The organism is Nocardia sp. NPDC055002 (assembly GCF_053608825.1).
Genome location: NZ_JBSGWE010000003.1, coordinates 238,204 through 254,621, shown reverse-complemented (window position 1 = coordinate 254,621; position 16,418 = coordinate 238,204). Strand labels below are relative to the sequence as shown.

Genomic DNA, 16,418 nt, shown 5'->3' with positions numbered 1-16,418 from the left:
CAATGGCGTGTGATGAATACAACGGCTGCGTAGGAATTGCGCTGACAAGTCGGCCGCGGGGTATCGTCCAGGGAGAGAAAGGCAGGTGGGCGTGTGACCGCGACGCAGGACCGACGACCGCGGCGCCGCTATGCCCCGCGACTGCCGCCGCAGGAACGCCGTGCGCAACTGCTCGATGCCGCGTTCGCCGTGCTGGGCCGGGTGGAACTGCACGAGTTGAGCATGGAGGCGGTCGCGCAGGAGGCCGGGGTCGGAAAACCGGTGCTCTACACCGTGTTCAAGACCCGCGCCGAACTGGTCGAAGCGCTGCTGGAGCGCGAGAGTGAACGCGGACTGGAACAGATCGCCGACACGCTGCCCGACGACCTGCTCGGCGCCGATCCGGTCGCCGTCGCCTCGTCGACGGTGGAAGCGTTCGTCGGTGTGGCACTGGCGAATCCGACGCGCTGGCGGCTGATCCTCGCCACGCCCGCGAGCGCCCCCGGCGAATACCGCGCGGCTCTCCGCACGTCGCGCGCCGATATCCTGGCGCGCGCGGAATCTCTTGTCCGCATGGGCATTTCGCTGTCACCGCGCTGGTCGGGCATGGATGCCGAACTGCTCGCGAACTCGACCCTGACCGTCGCCGAAATGCTCGGCAGGCTGGCCGTCAGCGAGCCGGAAGAGTATCCGCGCGAACGGCTTCAGGCCTACGTTCGCTCGATCGTCACCCTGCTGACCGGGCCCTGACGGCTCAGCGGTTCTCCCGCGCCAAGCGCATCGTCTCGGTGAGCAGCTTCGACACGGCGGCCGCCTCGGTGAGGAACCCGTCGTGCCCGTCGCGTGAATGCACGATCTCCAGACCCGCGCAGCCCGGCAGCCCTTCGGCCAGCTCGGCCTGGGTGTGCAAGGGGTACAGGCGATCCGAGTCGACTCCGCCGACCACGCACGGCACCGATGTCGAGGCCAGCGCGGCAGCGATACCGCCGCGCCCGCGACCCACATCGTGGCGGTTCATGGCCTCGCTGAGCAGCACGTAGGTGGCCGGATCGAACCGCTGGACCAGCTTGTCGGCCTGGTGCTCGAGATAGCTCTGTACCGCATAGCGCCCACCGGTCCACGGGTCTTCGTCGCCCTGGGGCTTGTTGGTGAAGCGGTGGTCGAGTTCGCCCTCGGTGCGGTAGGTCAGGTGCGCGATGCGCCGGGCCAGTCCCATGCCGGTCATCGGCGCGCGGCCGGTGCCGTGATAGTCGCCGCCCTGCCAGTCGGGATCGGCCGCGATGACGGCCATCTGGGTGGTCTGGGTACCGATCTGATCGGCGGTGGCGCGGGCGCCCACGGCCAGCACGAGCGCGGCGCTGACCCGCTCGGGCAGGCCGATGATCCACTCGAGCACCCGCATGCCACCCATCGAGCCGCCGACGACAGCGCCGAGCCGCTCGATCCCGAGCACCTCGAACAACTGCGCTTCGGCCTTTACCTGGTCACGGATGGTCAGCTCGGGAAACCGTGCGCCCCAAGGCTTTCCGTCGGAGGCGAGCGAGGACGGGCCGGTGCTGCCCTTGCAGCCGCCCAGCACGTTGGTCGCGATCACACACCACTCGTCGGTGTCGATCGGCGCGCCGGGCCCGACCATGCCCTCCCACCAGCCGGGCGCCCCGTCGGGCCCACCGACGACATGGGAGTCGCCGGTGAGCGCGTGTTCGACGAGCACCACATTGTCCAGCGTGGGCGAGAGCTCGCCCCAGCGTTGCACCGCCAGCCGCACATCGGGGACGACGGCGCCGTTCTCCAGCGCCACATCCCCGATGGCGACCACGCCGACGCGCCCGTCCGGCGGTGGCAGCAGGGCCACCCCGGTTCCGGGTCGGGCGATCGGCGATTCGGTGCTCACAGTCACGTCGTCGCCGCCGCGAACCCGGCCCGCAGATCGGCCAGAATGTCGTCGATTCCCTCGATGCCCACCGCGAGCCTGACCAGGCCGGGAGTGACGCCGGCCGCCAGCTGCTCGTCGGGCGTCAACTGCGAGTGCGTGGTCGACGCCGGGTGAATCACGAGTGAACGCACATCACCGATGTTAGCTACATGGCTGTGCAGGCTGAGCGCGTCCACGAACTTCTTGCCCGCATCGACACCGCCGGCCAGCTCGAAGGCCACGATCGCGCCCGCACCCTTGGGTGCCAGCTCCTTGGCTCGCGCGTGCCAGGGCGAGGACTCGAGGCCCGCGTAGAACACCGCGTCGACGCCCGGCTGCTCGGCGACGAACTTCGCGACCGCCTCGGCATTGCTGACATGCCGTTCGACCCGCAGGCTCAGCGTCTCGATGCCCTGGGCGATGAGGAACGCGTTGAACGGCGAGACCGCGGCACCCAGATCGCGCAGCAACTGCACGCGAGCCTTCAGCGCGAACGCGGGCGCGCCCAGATCGGCGAACACCGCACCGTGGTAGCTGGGGTCGGGCTCGGTGAAGCCGGGGAAGCGCGCGTTGCCGTCGGCGTCGCGCACGGTCCAGTCGAAGGTGCCGCCGTCGACGATCACGCCCGCCACGGCCGCACCGTGACCACCCAGGTACTTCGTCGCCGAATGCACGACGATGTCGGCGCCGTGGGCCAGCGGCTGGATCAGGTAGGGGGTCGCGACGGTGTTGTCCACGATCAGTGGAAGGCCGTTCGCGTGCGCGACACCGGCGATACCGGGAATGTCGAACACCGCGCTGCTCGGGTTGGCGATGGTCTCGCCGTAGAACGCCTTGGTGTTCGGCTGGATCGCGGCTTCCCACTGCGCGAGGTCATCGGGATCCTCGACGAACGAGACCGTGATGCCCAGCTTGGGCAGCGAGTAGTGGAAGAGGTTGTAGGTGCCGCCGTAGAGGTGCGGGCTGGACACGATGTGGTCGCCCGCGCTCGCCAGGTTCAGGATCGCGTAGGTCTCCGCGGCCTGGCCCGAGGCCAGCAGCAGCGCCGCGACGCCACCTTCGAGCGCGGCCACGCGCTGCTCCACCGCGTCCTGGGTGGGGTTCATGATCCGGGTGTAGATGTTGCCCGGCTCGGCGAGACCGAACAGCGCGGCGGCGTGATCGGTGTCGCGGAAGGTGTAGGAGGTGGTCTGGTAGATCGGCAGGGCCCGCGCGTTGGTGCTCGCGTCGGGGGCCTGGCCCGCGTGGACCTGCTTGGTCTCGAAGGACCAGTTCTCGGGCAGGGAAGAGTCAGTCATGTCGTGCTCCAAATGGGTGTCAGCCGGGGGATCTCGTCAACTGGGTCGGATCGACTGGCAACAACACATGGGGGCCTCCTGCAGTGCGCGCTTGCTCTCGACTTTCGAGAGCCCGGTCATCACCCGGAGCACCCCACCGCAGCTGGAGGGTTGCCGACCAGCGAGCCGGGGCTTGGCGCTGGTACTCATGACCTTGCCGTCATGTTAACCGGAGATCTCCCGCGGGCGGAAACTTCCCCCGCATTTCCCGCCGAAGATCACTCGTTGGACGGTGTGCCGAAGCCTGGCGTGTCGTCCACCGGTGCGCCGCAGACCTGCCGTAAGCCGTGGTAGGCGCGCAGCACGGCGTCCCGAGTGACCCGGACAGCTACCGCCGGTGACCCGCTCAGCAAGGCTTGTTCGGTGTCGGCGACGGAGAGGTGGCACAGCATCTGCCAGATCCCGGCCACCAGCTTCACCGTGAAGTCGTCCGGTGACGTGCCCATCCGTTGCGCGAGCTCGGTGCACACCGCGACGTTCTTCTTCTCCGCGTATTCCAGCGCGCGGGCGTTGACCGACTGGCTGGTGCGCATGATGCGCTGCATCTGCAGGAATTGGCGGATGAACCGGATGCCGTCCGCGTCCGCCTCGGCCTGGACCACCGTCAGGTAGGCGCCACACAGTGCCTGGAGTTCGTTGCCGGTGTTCGGCTGGGAGCGCAGCGCGACGGCGACGGAGACCCCGAAGTCGTCGATCGGGGCCAGCACGATGTCTTCCTTGAGCGCGAAGTACCGGTTGACGGTGCGCGGGGACACATCGGCACCCGCGGCGATCTGCTCGACCGTCGTCGCGTCGAACCCTTGGCTGTCGCACAGGTCGAGTCCGACCGCCACGATCGCGGCCTTGGTCTGGAGCTTCTTGCGCTCGCGCAGGCCCAGCGGCGCGCCGGCAGCCGGTTCGGTCGTCCGGTCGGCGCTGATCGGAGTGGTCGAGTCCAGCATTCCCTCAGCCTACCGTGTCGGCGGCTCTATCTGTCCAAGTAGGCCAATTGGCGCATTCAGACATTTTTCTCTTGACGCCAATTGTCTTGCAATGCCAGGATTGATCCACGCCAATCGAGCGACGAGGAGTCCTGGTGACCGGCACCGAGATAATGACGAAACATGTTGATCAACAACAGAATTCGATGCGGTGGTGGGCGTTGGTCGTGCTCTCCGCCGCCCAGTTGATGGTGGTGCTCGACGCCACCGTGATCACGATCGCCCTGCCCTATGCCCAGCGCGACCTGGGGATCAGCGACGGCGACAAGCAGTGGGCGCTCACCGCGTACACGCTCATCTTCGGCGGCCTACTGCTGCTCGGCGGACGGATGGCCGACTACCTGGGCCGCCGCCGGATCTTCCTGGTCGGCTTGGTCGGCTTCGCTGCCGCCTCGGCGCTGGCCGGGCTCGCGCAGACCGGGCCGCAGTTGTTCATCGGCCGAGGTCTACAGGGTGCGTTCGCCGCGCTGCTCGCCCCCGCGGCCTTGTCGCTGCTGTCGGTGATCTTCACCGATGTGCAGGAGCGGGCCCGCGCGTTCGCGGTCTTCGCCGGCATCACCGCCGGTGGCATCGCGTTCGGGCTGATCGTCGGCGGCGCGCTCACCGAGTTCGCGTCGTGGCGATGGACGCTGCTGATGAACACGCCGATCGCGCTCATCGCGGTAGCCGGTGCGGTGGCGGTGATCACGCGCGATATCCCGGTGCCGAGAACCGGCGGCTACGACCTGCCCGGCGCCGTCACCGTGACATTCGGCTTGGTGTCGATCGTCTACGGATTCAGTCGCGCCGCCGAACACGGTTGGCTGGCGGGCAGCACGCTCGGCCTGCTCGGGGCGGGCTTCGCGTTGCTCATCGCGTTCGTCTTCATCGAGGCGCGCTCGGCGAATCCGCTGTTGCCACTGCGCATTCCGGGTGAGATCAATCGGGGCGGCGCCCTGCTGGCCGCGCTGCTGATCCCGATCGCGATGTTCGCGATGTTCTTGTTCCTGAGCTTCTACTACCAGAACACCCTGGGCTATTCGCCGCTGAAGGCCGGCATCGCGTTCCTGCCGTTCCCCGTGGGCATCGGGATCGCGGCGGGCATCACCAGTTCGTTGATGCCCAAGTTCGGGCCGCGTCCGCTCATGGTGGTCGGCGCGCTGCTCGGTGTCGTCGGACTGCTGTGGCTGGCGCAACTGAGCTACGGCGACGGGTACGCACTGAGCGTGCTGCCCGCGCAGCTGCTGATGGCGCTCGGGATGGGCCCGCTGTTCGTCGGGATGCAGGCCGTCGCGCTGCATCAGGTCGACGCCGAGGACTCCGGCGTCGCCAGCGCCCTGCTCAATGCCGCCCAGCAGGTCGGCGGCGCCGTCGGCACCGCCCTGCTGACCACGCTGTCGGTGCAGGCCGCCGAGAACTACGTCACCGACAACCCGACCGTCGACCACCTGATCGAACGCGCCTCGATCTACAGCTACGACGTCGCGTTCTATATCGGCGCCGGCTTCTTCCTCGCCGCCGCCGTGGTGATCGCGGTGATGATCCGCGACAAGCCGGAGAACCTGATCGAAGGCGACGAACACGCGGCCGCGGTACCGATCGCGGTCTGACCTGGTGAACCGGGCCCGCGCCACCGTTCTCGGTGCGCGGGCCCCGCCGTGTTACTACTCAGTAGCCGGTCAAGGCCCGATCGGGTGCCGACGTGCGGCCGGAGCGGAGTAGCTTCGAGGAGTCCCGCACAGCGGGCCCTCCCATCGCGGTGAGGTGGGGGACAGCAGTACGCTCGTCTTGTTTGCACCACACGTCCCGCAGACAACGCGGGGCATATACGTTGTCTGTTGGAACTGCTGGGGTCCGCTCACAAGCGTGTTCGCCTAGCCGTGCAATAAGGGCACCCACCGAGGAGGACACGAAGATCCATGTCCAAGATCAAGGTTGAAGGCACCGTTGTAGAACTCGACGGCGACGAGATGACCCGGATCATCTGGCAGTTCATCAAGGACAAGCTGATCCATCCCTATCTCGACGTGAATCTCGAGTACTACGACCTCGGCATCGAGTACCGCGACAAGACAGACGACCAGGTCACCGTCGACGCGGCCAATGCCATCAAGAAGTACGGCGTCGGCGTGAAATGCGCCACCATCACCCCCGACGAAGCGCGGGTGAAAGAGTTCGGCCTCAAGAAGATGTGGCGCTCGCCCAACGGCACCATCCGTAACATCCTGGGTGGCACCATCTTCCGCGCGCCGATCATCATCTCCAACGTGCCCCGCCTGGTGCCCGGCTGGACCAAGCCGATCATCATCGGCCGTCACGCCTTCGGCGACCAGTACCGCGCCACCGACTTCAAGGTCTACGAGGCGGGCACCGTCACGCTGACCTTCACCCCGGAAGACGGCAGCGAGCCGATCATCCACGAGGTCGTGAAGATGCCCGAGGACGGCGGCGTCGTCATGGGTATGTACAACTTCAAGAAGTCCATCGAGGACTTCGCGCGGGCCTCGTTCAACTACGGCCTGCAGCAGAACTACCCGGTGTACCTCTCCACGAAGAACACCATCCTCAAGGCTTACGACGGCATGTTCAAAGACACCTTCCAGGAAGTCTTCGACGCCGAGTTCAAGGCCGAGTTCGACGCGGCGGGCCTCACCTACGAGCACCGCCTGATCGACGACATGGTCGCCTCCTCCATGAAATGGGAGGGCGGCTACGTCTGGGCCTGCAAGAACTACGACGGTGACGTGCAGTCCGACACCGTGGCCCAGGGCTTCGGCTCGCTCGGCCTGATGACCTCGGTGCTGCTCACCCCGGACGGCAAGACCTGTGAGGCCGAGGCCGCGCACGGCACGGTCACCCGGCACTACCGTCAGCACCAGCAGGGCAAGCCGACCTCGACCAACCCGATCGCGTCGATCTTCGCCTGGACCCGTGGTCTCGAACACCGCGGCAAGCTGGACAACACCCCCGAGGTGATCGGCTTCGCGCAGGCGCTCGAGGACGTGGTCATCAAGACCGTCGAGGGTGGCCAGATGACGAAGGACCTCGCCGCGCTCGTCGGTGGCGACCAGGGTTACCTGAGCACCGAGGAATTCCTCGGCGCGCTGGACGTCAACCTGGCTCGTGCTCTGAAGTGATGTAGCCCGGTTCGCGACCGCGAACCCGCACGGCTGTAAGAAGCGCTCGCATCGAATCCGATGCGAGCGCTTTTGCGTCCGTCCCCGGCGGTTGTTCCCACGGTGGGGTAACTCACGCTCGTTTCGGGTAGCTAAAGGGTAGTCGTCGCCGTTGCATGGAAGCGTGACTTCTTCCACTGCAGCCCCCGATCGCCTCGAGGTGCCACGCACCAGCTGGCATGTCCCGGCGATGCTCGCGCTGGCGCTGGGTGGATTCGGGATCGGGACCACCGAGTTCGTGACCATGGGGTTGCTGCCCGATATCGCGCGGGCCTTCGATATCTCCGAGCCGTCGGCCGGGCACGCGGTGTCGGCGTACGCGCTGGGCGTCGTGGTCGGTGCGCCGTTGATCGCCGCGTTGTGCGCGCGGGTGGCGCGCAAGAAGTTGCTGATCGTGTTGATGGTCGCGTTCACCATCGGCAATATCGGGACCGTGCTCGCGCCGACCTTCGGCACGCTCGTGCTCGCGCGGTTCGTGTCCGGTCTGCCGCACGGCGCGTACTTCGGCGTCGCCTCGCTGGCCGCCGCCACGCTCGCACCCGTGGGGCAGCGAGCCAAGGCCGTGGCCGCGGTGATGCTCGGGCTCAGCGTGGCGAATGTGATCGGGGTGCCGGGCGCGACCTGGCTCGGTCAGCACCTGGGCTGGCGTGACGCCTATGTGGTCGTCGCCGTGATCGGCGTGGCGACGGTGGCCGCTCTGTGGCGCTATGTCCCCGCGCTGACCAGCATGAAGATCACCAACCCGATGACCGAACTCGGTGCGCTGCGACGCCCGCAGGTGCTGCTCACCCTGGCTGTGGGCGCGATCGGCTTCGGCGGCATGTTCGCGGTCTACACCTACATCGCCACCACCATGACCGATGTCGCGGGCATGCCCATCGGCGCGGTGCCGATCGTGCTGGCGCTGTTCGGTCTCGGCATGATCGTGGGCAATATCGGCGGCGGCATCCTCGCCGACCGTGGCGTCGACCGCTCGATCTTCGTCGCCATGATCGCGATGGTCGTGATCCTGGCCGGATTCGTCCTGGCGGCGCACAACCCCGTCACCGCCGCGATCGGCGCCTTCCTCGTCGGCGCCTCCGGCGCGGCCCTGGCCCCCGGCCTCCAAACCCGCCTCATGGACGTAGCCGCCGACGCCCAAACCCTCGCCGCCGCCCTCAACCACGCCGCCTTGAACATGGCCAACGCCGCGGGCGCCTGGCTCGGTGGCCTCGTCATCGCCGCGGGCCTCGGCTACACCGCCCCGGCCGTGGTCGGCGCCCTGCTGGCCGTCGCCGGTGTCCTCCTGTTCACCCTCACGGTTTTCCTGCAACGCCGGTCGGCGCGTAACACGCCGTAACCGATTGGTGCCCTTGCGCACCTCGTCCTACGTTGCCCACATGCCGAGCCACCTGCACGAGGGTTTGCTTGACCTGTTCCGCACGGATCTCCTGCTCGCCCCGTCGTTGCTGGCTGAGGAGTTCAGGATCCCGCTGCCCGGCTTGTCGCAGATGCGGGCTGAGCCGTGCGACTTCACTGACGTCGGGCCCAAGGAGTTCCGCGGTGACTTGGCCCTCAGCACCCACGACGATCGGGACATCCCGGTACTCGGTGTGTGCGTCGAGGTGCAGTTGTCCAAGGCGGACGTGCGTCGCTGGAAATGGCCGGTCTACCTGACCACCCTGCGATCGCGGCTGTGTTGCCCGGTAGTGCTGTTGGTGGTGACGCCCAGCAGAGCAGTCGCGAAGTGGGCCGAGCAGCCGATCGAGCTCGATACAGTCGGATCGGTCATCCAACCGCTGGTGCTGGGCCCGGACCGTTTCCCGGTCGTCACCGATCCGGTCGAGGCCGGAAAGTGCCCCGAGCGCGCGACGCTGTCGGCGATCGCCCACGGCGCAGGCCCGCATATGGAGGAAGTCCTTGCCGCGTTCCTGGCCGGGCTGATGAAAACCGACGATGAACATGCCAAAATGTATCTTGATCTGGTCGACGACGCGTTGACCGTCGCCGCAAGCCGACGCTTGGAGGAACTGATGGAGAGCTCGCCTCAATATCGCGGCCGCATCGCTACCAAGTACATGGCGAAGGGGCGAGAGGAGGGCCTCGCGGAGGTGGACGCGAAGGTCGCCGAGACTGCTGCGCACGCGGTGCTCACCGTGCTGACTGCCCGCGGGCTCGAGCTGTCCGCCGCGCAGCGCGCGCTGCTCGCCGCGTGTACCGATCTCGACCAGCTCGACGCATGGTTGACGCAGGCGGTCACCGCCACTCGTACCGACGAACTCTTCGGCTGACGCGCGACCGTCCCTACCTCAGTGGTCTAGTTGGCGGGCCGGGCCCAGCCGACGCTGAGCTGGACGGCTCGTTGCCAGCGTTCGTATTCTTCCTCGCGGATTCGACGGTCCGGCGACGGTATCCATTGGGCAGCGACCTTCCAATTGCGGCGTAGGCCTTGGAGATCGGGCCAGTAGCCGACGGCCAGACCTGCTGCGTAGGCGGCGCCGAGGGAGACTGTTTCGGTGACCAGCGGGCGCATGACCGGTGTGTCGAGGACGTCGGCGATGATCTGCATGAGCAGGTTGTTGGAGGCCATGCCGCCTGCTACCCGCAGGGACTTCGCCTGGAGGCCGGCGTCGGCGTTCATGGCTTCGACCACGTCGCGGGTCTGCCAGGCGGTGGCCTCCAGGACGGCGCGGGCCAGGTGGCCTTTGGTGACGTAGGAGGTCAGGCCGATGAGCAGGCCACGGGCATCGCTGCGCCAGTGCGGGGCGTAGAGGCCGGAGAAGGCGGGGACCAGGTAGCAGCCGCCGTTGTCGTCGACTGTGCTTGCGAGAGTTTCGATCTCGGGTGCGGTGGCGATCAGGCCGACGATATCGCGCAGCCACTGGACGAGAGATCCGGTGACCGCGATGGGCCCTTCGAGGGCGTACACCGGTTCGGCGCCGACCTGGTAGCCGATGGTGGTGAGCAGGCCGTGCCGGGAGCGGATCAGTTCGGTGCCGGTGTTCATCATGAGAAAGCCGCCGGTGCCGTAGGTGCATTCGGTTTCGCCAGGGGCGAAGCAGGTTTGGCCGAACAGCGCCGCGTGCTGGTCGCCGAGGGCCGCGCCGATCCGGACGCCGGGGACGACGGTGCGGGCGGTGCCGAAATCGCCCGTCGACGGTTCGATGCGGGGGAGCATGGCGGGCGGAATGTCGAAGAACCGCAGCAGTTCCGCGTCCCACTGGCGGGTGGCGAGGTTCATCAGCAGGGTGCGCCCGGCGTTGGTCACGTCGGTGACGTGCTCGGCGCCGCCGGTCAGGTTCCAGATGAGCCAGGATTCCATGGTGCCGAAGAGAACGTCGCCGCGTTCGGCTCTTGCGCGAAGACCGTCGACATTGTCGAGGAGCCAGCGCAGGCGTGGTGCGGCGAAGTAGGTGGCCAACGGGAGCCCGCTCAACTCGGGAATACGCTGTGCCCCGGGCAATTCCTTCAGCTGCTCGACCAGCTCTTCGGTGCGCACGTCCTGCCAGACGATGGCCAGCCGCACCGGCAGCCCGGTGCGCCGATCCCACACCACGGTGGTCTCGCGCTGATTGGCGATGCCGATCGCGGCCACCTGGTCGACAGTGATCCCGGCATCGCGCAGCGCCGCGGGCACGATCCGCTCCACCGTCCGCCAGATCTCGAGCGCGTCCTGCTCCACCCACCCCGACTTGGGATAGTGCTGGCGATGGGTCCGCTGTGCCATGCCTGCCAGCCGGGCGTGCTGATCGAAGACGATGCACCGGCTCGAGGTGGTGCCCTGATCGATGGCGAGCACGAAGCGTGGGGTCATCGTCGTCTGCTCTCGTTGTCGGCCGCGGAGTATCGGTCGGTGGAGGTGGCGCTCGCGAAAGTACCGGCCCGGTTCATCGCGCTGCCGTCAGGTCGCGGTGCACGGCGAGAGCGGCGGCGCGAACCTGCTCGATCGCGGCCGTGCGCACCTGTAACCGGTTGTCGCACAGCCGATCCGTCGGCCCGGTGATGCCGATGGCCGCGACGACGAGGCCGCCTCTGGCCCGAATGGGCGCGGCGATCCCCGCTTCGCCCGAGCGGTGCTCGTCGACTTCGTCCGCCCAGCCCCGTCGGCGAACCTCGGCGATCACCCGGTCGAGCGCGTCGCGTTCGGTGATCGTCCGGTGGGTGAAACCCTGGAGCGCACCGGCTTGCGCCGCGGCGTCGTAAGCGAGCAGCACCTTGCCCAGCGCGGTCGCGTGGGCGGGAAGTACTTCGCCCACCGCCAGCGCCTGCTCGCTGTTGTCGGGCCGGAAGACGTGGTGGATCACCGTGATTCCGGTATCGCGCGCCACGGCGATGCGCACCGATTCCCCGGAACGGGAGGCCAGCGCGTCGGCCCGGTGGATCGCCCGTGAGCGCAACTCGTTCACGTCGAGCCGATCGGTTCCGAGCTCGCCGATCGCGGGGCCGAGCAGGTACTTGCCGGTGAGCGCGTCCTGGTCGACGAACCCGACCCCGAGCAGCGTCCGCAGGATGCCGTGCGCGGTGGGTTTGGCCAGGTCGAGCGCGGTCGCGATCTCGCCGACACCCAGTGGCCCCGGTCCACGCGCCAGCAACCGCAGCACGGCGGCGGCGCGTTCGATCGACTGGATCGGGCCAGGCATGGGCCCGAACCTACCACCGTTCAGCATTGTCGAACGGTGCTTGTGGTGCCCGCGTGCCCGCGTTCCTAGCGTGGGTTTCGGGCACAGGTGCCCGATCGGCGGACTCGACGACGAGTCCGGGAAGGCGAGAAGATGAACCGGTACGTGGGCGCGATCGACCAGGGCACGACGTCGACGCGATTCATGGTTTTCGACCACAAGGGCACCGTGGTCGCCCGCCACCAGCTCGAACACTCGCAGATCATGCCGCGCCCCGGCTGGGTCGAACACAATCCGGACGAGATCTGGGAACGCACCCGCACCGTCGTCAAGACCGCTCTCTCGCTCGCCGATCTCACGGCCGACGACCTCGCCGCCATCGGCGTCACCAACCAGCGTGAGACCACCGTGGTCTGGAATCGCCACACCGGCCGCCCCTACGGCAACGCCATCGTCTGGCAGGACACCCGCACCGACCGCATCATCGCCGACCTCGACGCCGCCGGGCACAGCGCGCTCATCCGCGAGAAGACCGGCCTGCCGCCCGCGCCGTACTTCTCCGGCGGCAAGCTGAAGTGGATCCTGGACAACATCGCGGGCGTGCGCGCCGATGCCGAGCGCGGTGACGCCCTGTTCGGCACCCTCGACAGCTGGCTGATCTGGAACCTCACCGGTGGCGTGCACGTCACCGACCCGACCAATGCCTCGCGCACCATGCTGATGGATCTCGAAACCCTCGACTGGGACGACGACCTCCTCGCGATCTTCGGCATCCCGCGCGCCATGCTGCCCACCATCGCGCCGTCGGCGAACCCGCGACTGTTCGGGACGACGAAGCCCGACGGCCCGTTCAAAGGCTCGGTGCCCATCGCGGGCGTGCTCGGCGATCAGCAGGCCGCGGGCGTCGGGCAGGTGTGTTTCCAGCCCGGCGAGGCCAAGAACACCTATGGCACAGGCAATTTCCTGATGCTCAACACCGGCACGGAGATCGTGCGCTCGAACCACGGCTTGATCACCACCGTCGCCTATCAGTTCGGCGACGACAAGCCCGCCTACGCGCTGGAGGGGTCGATCGCCGTCACCGGGTCGGCGGTGCAGTGGTTGCGCGACCAGATGGGCATCATCGCGGGTGCGGCGCAGATCGAAGACCTCGCCGGGCAGGTGGCCGATTCCGGCGGCGTGTACTTCGTGCCGGCCTTCTCCGGACTGTTCGCGCCGTACTGGCGACCCGATGCCCGCGGCGCGGTCGTCGGCCTGTCGCGCTACAGCAACAACGCCCACCTGGCGAGGGCCACCCTGGAATCCATCGCCTACCAGACCCGCGACGTGGTCGAGGCCATGCAGCGCGACGCCGGTGTCCGACTGGCGACGCTGCGGGTGGACGGCGGCGTCACCGTGAACCAGCTGGCCATGCAGATCCAGGCCGACCTGCTCGGCGTCCCGGTCTCGCGCCCGGTCGTCGCCGAGACCACCGCGCTCGGCGCCGCCTACGCCGCCGGACTTGCTGTGGGCTTCTGGAGCGGCACCGGCGAACTGCTCGACAACTGGTCCGAAGACGTCCGCTGGTACCCCACCTGGTCCGCGGAGCAACGCGAACACGGCTACCGCCGCTGGCTCAAAGCCGTCGAACGCACCCTCGACTGGGCCGAAATCTGAGTCACCCCCGATACTTTCGAGAAGGAGATCATCGTGTCTGTGCAACTGGACCCCACCTACCGTGAGCAGGCTGTCGGCACGCTCGACACCGCCGAGGTCGATGTCCTGGTCATCGGTGGTGGCGTCACCGGCGCCGGCGCCGCACTCGACGCCGCCTCGCGCGGCCTGTCCGTAACCCTGGTCGAGGCACGCGATTTCGCGGCGGGCACCTCGAGCCGTTCCTCCAAGCTCATCCACGGCGGCCTGCGCTACCTGGAACAGATGGACTTCGCGTTGGTGCGCGAGGCACTCAAAGAACGTGGGCTGCTGCTGAATACGCTCGCCCCACACCTGGTGCACCCGGTGCCGTTCCTGTTCCCGCTCCAGCACCGGGTGTGGGAGCGCGCCTACATCGGCGCCGGTATCGCCCTCTACGACACGCTCGGTGGCGCGCGCACGGTCCCGATGCACAAGCACCTGACCCGTTCCGGCGCACTGGAACTCGCGCCCGCGCTGCGGGACGACGCGCTGACCGGCGCCATCCGCTACTACGACGCGCAGGTCGACGACGCCCGTCACACGATGATGATCGCCAGGACCGCCGCCGAGAACGGCGCCACGGTACTGACCCGGACCAAGGTGATCGGGCTGGAACGCGACGGCGAGAAGGTCGTCGGCGCGCGGGTCGAAGACCTGGAAACCGGTCTGACACACACCATTCGGGCCCGCACCGTGATCAGCGCGACCGGCGTCTGGACCGACGACATGATCAAGATGACCGGCGTGGACTTCCCGTTCCACGTCCAGATGTCGAAGGGCGTGCACATCCTCGTGCCGCGCGACCGGCTGAACCTGCACACCGGCATGATCATGCGCACCGAGAAGTCGGTCCTGTTCGTCATCCCGTGGGCCGAACACTGGATCATCGGCACCACCGACACCGAATGGGCGCTGGACAAGAACCACCCGACGGCCACCGCCGCCGACGTGCAATACATCCTCGACCACGTCAACGCGCTGCTGCGTGAGCCGCTGACCAGGGCAGACATCGTCGGCACCTACGCGGGCCTTCGGCCGCTGATGACCGGCGCCACGAAGGAGACCGCGAAGCTCTCGCGCGAACACGCCGTCGCCGAACCCGCGCCGGGCCTGTTCGTGATCGCGGGCGGCAAGTACACGACCTACCGGGTGATGGCCGCCGATGTCGTCGACGCCGCCGCCGCGCGCCTCGGCGGGGAGATCCCCGCCTCCGCTACCGCGCAGTTGCCGATCGTCGGCGCGGCAGGCTACTTCGACATGCTCGCCGAGGTGACCGACCTGTCGGTGTCACAGCGACTGCCCGTCGACGTGATCGAGCACCTGCTGGGCCGCTACGGCTCCCTGAGCACCGATATCTTCGGCCTCATCGCCGCCGACCCCGCCCTGCGCCACCCGATTCCGGGCGCCTCGGACTACATCGCCGCCGAGATCGTCTACGCCGTCACCCACGAGGGCGCCCTGCATCTCGACGACATCCTCACCCGCCGCACCCGGATCTCGATCGAAGTTCCCGATCGCGGTCTCGCCGCCGCACCGGAAGTCGCCCGCCTGATCGCACCGCTGCTCGGCTGGAACGAGGAGACCACCAACGCCGAGATCAACCGCTACTACGACCGGGTCCACGCGGAGCTGGCCGCCAACGAAGCGGGCGACGACGCCGCCGCCAACGCCGCCAGACTGGTCGCAGCCCGCTGAAACTCCGCCGACAGCACCGCGGCACCGCAGCCCTCGCACGCGCGAAGGAGTGCGTCACCGCGGTGCTGTGGCGCATCGGCCAGGCGAACGTAGTCGCCGATCCTCGACCTCCGTGCCGCGTGGTGGCTAGCGTGGGCACATGGAATCGCGAATCACCCCCCGACGAACCCCGGCGCTGTCGTGAGCCGGGGCACCATCCTGATCACCGGCGCCAGCTCCGGGCTCGGCGCCGAGATGGCGCGCCAGTTCGCCGCGCTCGGGTACGACCTGGGCCTGTGTGCTCGCCGGACCGAGCGTCTCGACGAACTGCGTACGCAGATCCTCGCCGAGCACCCCGGCCGTGTCGTGTCGGTGAAGCAACTCGATGTCACCGATGACACGGCGGTGTTCACCGTCTTCGACGAGTTCGCCGAGGAATTCGGCACCGTCGACCGCGTGATCGTCAACGCGGGCCTGGGTAAGGGCGCGCCGCTGGGCACCGGTCATCACAAGGCCAATCGCGAGACCGCGGTGGTGAACTTCCTTGCCGCCCTGGCCCAGAGCGAGGCGGCGTTGAAGATCTTCCGCGCGCAGGGTCGCGGTCACCTGGTGATGATCTCCTCGATCTCCGGCCTGCGCGGCATGCCCAAGACGCTCACCACCTACGCGGCCACCAAAGCGGGCGTCGCGGCGCTGGCCGAAGGCGTTCGCGCGGAGGCGATTCCAGGCGTGGACGTCTCGGTGATCTATCCCGGCTACATCCGCTCGGAGATGAACGATCGCGTCAAGCATCAGCCGAAGTTCATGGTGGACACCGAAACCGGCGTGCACGCCATGGTCGCCGCGATCGAGAAGCGCCGGGCCAACGCCTATGTGCCCGGCTGGCCGTGGGTGCCGCTGGGCTTCGCGCTGCGGGTCCTGCCGCTGCCGGTTGTCCGAAGATTGATCTGAAACCAGCCCCGCACCCCCGACCTCGAGGAGGGCCGCCGCGCAGCGGCGGGTTCGCGGCCGTCCCGTCGATCAGGCGCCGTTGCGTAGGCGACGAAGGAGCAAGCAACCGGGGCGGCTGGGCCCGGCCCCACGGGGCGCGGACACCACGGCGCCCC

At 68.0% G+C, this 16,418-nt stretch carries 13 protein-coding genes and 1 riboswitch; of the genes, 8 read left to right on the top strand and 5 right to left on the bottom strand.

Translation table 11 applies throughout. From position 1 onward, the window contains the following. Positions 1-93: 93 nt before the first annotated feature. Positions 94-729, top strand: coding sequence for a TetR/AcrR family transcriptional regulator (locus ACWF99_RS13480; protein ID WP_378662597.1), 636 nt, complete (start codon positions 94-96; stop codon positions 727-729). Between the two features lie 4 nt (positions 730-733). Here the strand turns inward: ACWF99_RS13480 and metX are convergent, their stop codons facing one another. The 3 genes from metX to ACWF99_RS13465 all read right to left on the bottom strand — a co-directional run bounded on the left by metX (position 734) and on the right by ACWF99_RS13465 (position 4,172). Continuing rightward, a complete protein-coding gene (gene metX, locus ACWF99_RS13475; RefSeq protein ID WP_452536075.1) occupies positions 734-1,879 on the bottom strand; it encodes a homoserine O-acetyltransferase MetX in 1,146 nt (381 codons plus the stop codon). Further along, entirely contained in the window at positions 1,876-3,192 is a 1,317-nt protein-coding gene (locus tag ACWF99_RS13470; protein WP_378635419.1) for a bifunctional o-acetylhomoserine/o-acetylserine sulfhydrylase, read from the bottom strand. Before ACWF99_RS13470 ends, metX begins: the two co-directional genes overlap by 4 nt. Positions 3,193-3,274: 82 nt before the next feature. Continuing rightward, positions 3,275-3,385: riboswitch (SAM riboswitch) on the bottom strand. A 64-nt stretch (positions 3,386-3,449) separates the two neighbouring features. Then, positions 3,450-4,172: a TetR family transcriptional regulator gene (locus ACWF99_RS13465; RefSeq protein ID WP_378635422.1), complete on the bottom strand. Its 723-nt coding sequence runs from the start codon at positions 4,170-4,172 to the stop codon at positions 3,450-3,452. A gap of 134 nt (positions 4,173-4,306) precedes the next feature. Between ACWF99_RS13465 and ACWF99_RS13460 the strand changes: the two genes are divergently transcribed. From ACWF99_RS13460 to ACWF99_RS13445, 4 genes are all read left to right on the top strand, one after another. After that, positions 4,307-5,800 (top strand): MFS transporter, encoded by a 1,494-nt coding sequence (locus ACWF99_RS13460; RefSeq protein ID WP_452536073.1) that lies wholly within the window; start codon positions 4,307-4,309, stop codon positions 5,798-5,800. Positions 5,801-6,109: 309 nt separating this feature from the next. After that, positions 6,110-7,327: an NADP-dependent isocitrate dehydrogenase gene (locus ACWF99_RS13455; RefSeq protein WP_067447965.1), complete on the top strand. Its 1,218-nt coding sequence runs from the start codon at positions 6,110-6,112 to the stop codon at positions 7,325-7,327. A 229-nt stretch (positions 7,328-7,556) separates the two neighbouring features. After that, a complete protein-coding gene (locus ACWF99_RS13450) occupies positions 7,557-8,705 on the top strand; it encodes an MFS transporter (RefSeq protein WP_378662626.1) in 1,149 nt (382 codons plus the stop codon). 40 nt (positions 8,706-8,745) lie between these two features. Next, on the top strand, positions 8,746-9,636 hold the full coding sequence (locus ACWF99_RS13445) for a hypothetical protein (protein WP_378662588.1): 891 nt from the start codon (positions 8,746-8,748) through the stop codon (positions 9,634-9,636). A 26-nt stretch (positions 9,637-9,662) separates the two neighbouring features. On the opposite strand, the gene glpK (ACWF99_RS13440) is transcribed toward ACWF99_RS13445, so the two are convergent. Further along, entirely contained in the window at positions 9,663-11,159 is a 1,497-nt protein-coding gene (glpK, locus tag ACWF99_RS13440; protein ID WP_378662585.1) for a glycerol kinase GlpK, read from the bottom strand. 73 nt (positions 11,160-11,232) lie between these two features. Continuing rightward, the gene (locus ACWF99_RS13435) at positions 11,233-11,985 is read right to left on the bottom strand and encodes an IclR family transcriptional regulator (RefSeq protein WP_452536071.1); all 753 of its coding nucleotides are present in this window, start codon (positions 11,983-11,985) and stop codon (positions 11,233-11,235) included. A 132-nt stretch (positions 11,986-12,117) separates the two neighbouring features. Here ACWF99_RS13435 and glpK (ACWF99_RS13430) point away from each other — a divergent pair, with 132 nt between their 5' ends. From glpK (ACWF99_RS13430) to ACWF99_RS13420, 3 genes are all read left to right on the top strand, one after another. After that, positions 12,118-13,620: a glycerol kinase GlpK gene (gene glpK / locus ACWF99_RS13430; protein ID WP_452536070.1), complete on the top strand. Its 1,503-nt coding sequence runs from the start codon at positions 12,118-12,120 to the stop codon at positions 13,618-13,620. A gap of 33 nt (positions 13,621-13,653) precedes the next feature. Continuing rightward, the gene (gene glpD / locus ACWF99_RS13425; protein ID WP_452536068.1) at positions 13,654-15,333 is read left to right on the top strand and encodes a glycerol-3-phosphate dehydrogenase; all 1,680 of its coding nucleotides are present in this window, start codon (positions 13,654-13,656) and stop codon (positions 15,331-15,333) included. A 180-nt stretch (positions 15,334-15,513) separates the two neighbouring features. Continuing rightward, complete coding sequence (locus ACWF99_RS13420) at positions 15,514-16,263, top strand: SDR family oxidoreductase (RefSeq protein ID WP_378635440.1); 750 nt, start codon at positions 15,514-15,516, stop codon at positions 16,261-16,263. The last annotated feature ends 155 nt before the right edge of the window (positions 16,264-16,418 follow it).

What these genes read in the sequence shown, in the direction of transcription:
- ACWF99_RS13470 (WP_378635419.1), bottom strand. Translation starts at nt 3,192, where the DNA reads ATGACTGACTCTTCCCTGCCCGAGAACTGGTCCTTCGAGACCAAGCAG.
- ACWF99_RS13465 (WP_378635422.1), bottom strand. Translation starts at nt 4,172, where the DNA reads ATGCTGGACTCGACCACTCCGATCAGCGCCGACCGGACGACCGAACCG.
- ACWF99_RS13455 (WP_067447965.1), top strand. Translation starts at nt 6,110, where the DNA reads ATGTCCAAGATCAAGGTTGAAGGCACCGTTGTAGAACTCGACGGCGAC.
- ACWF99_RS13450 (WP_378662626.1), top strand. Translation starts at nt 7,557, where the DNA reads ATGCTCGCGCTGGCGCTGGGTGGATTCGGGATCGGGACCACCGAGTTC.
- ACWF99_RS13445 (WP_378662588.1), top strand. Translation starts at nt 8,746, where the DNA reads ATGCCGAGCCACCTGCACGAGGGTTTGCTTGACCTGTTCCGCACGGAT.
- glpK (WP_378662585.1), bottom strand. Translation starts at nt 11,159, where the DNA reads ATGACCCCACGCTTCGTGCTCGCCATCGATCAGGGCACCACCTCGAGC.
- ACWF99_RS13435 (WP_452536071.1), bottom strand. Translation starts at nt 11,985, where the DNA reads ATGCCTGGCCCGATCCAGTCGATCGAACGCGCCGCCGCCGTGCTGCGG.
- glpK (WP_452536070.1), top strand. Translation starts at nt 12,118, where the DNA reads ATGAACCGGTACGTGGGCGCGATCGACCAGGGCACGACGTCGACGCGA.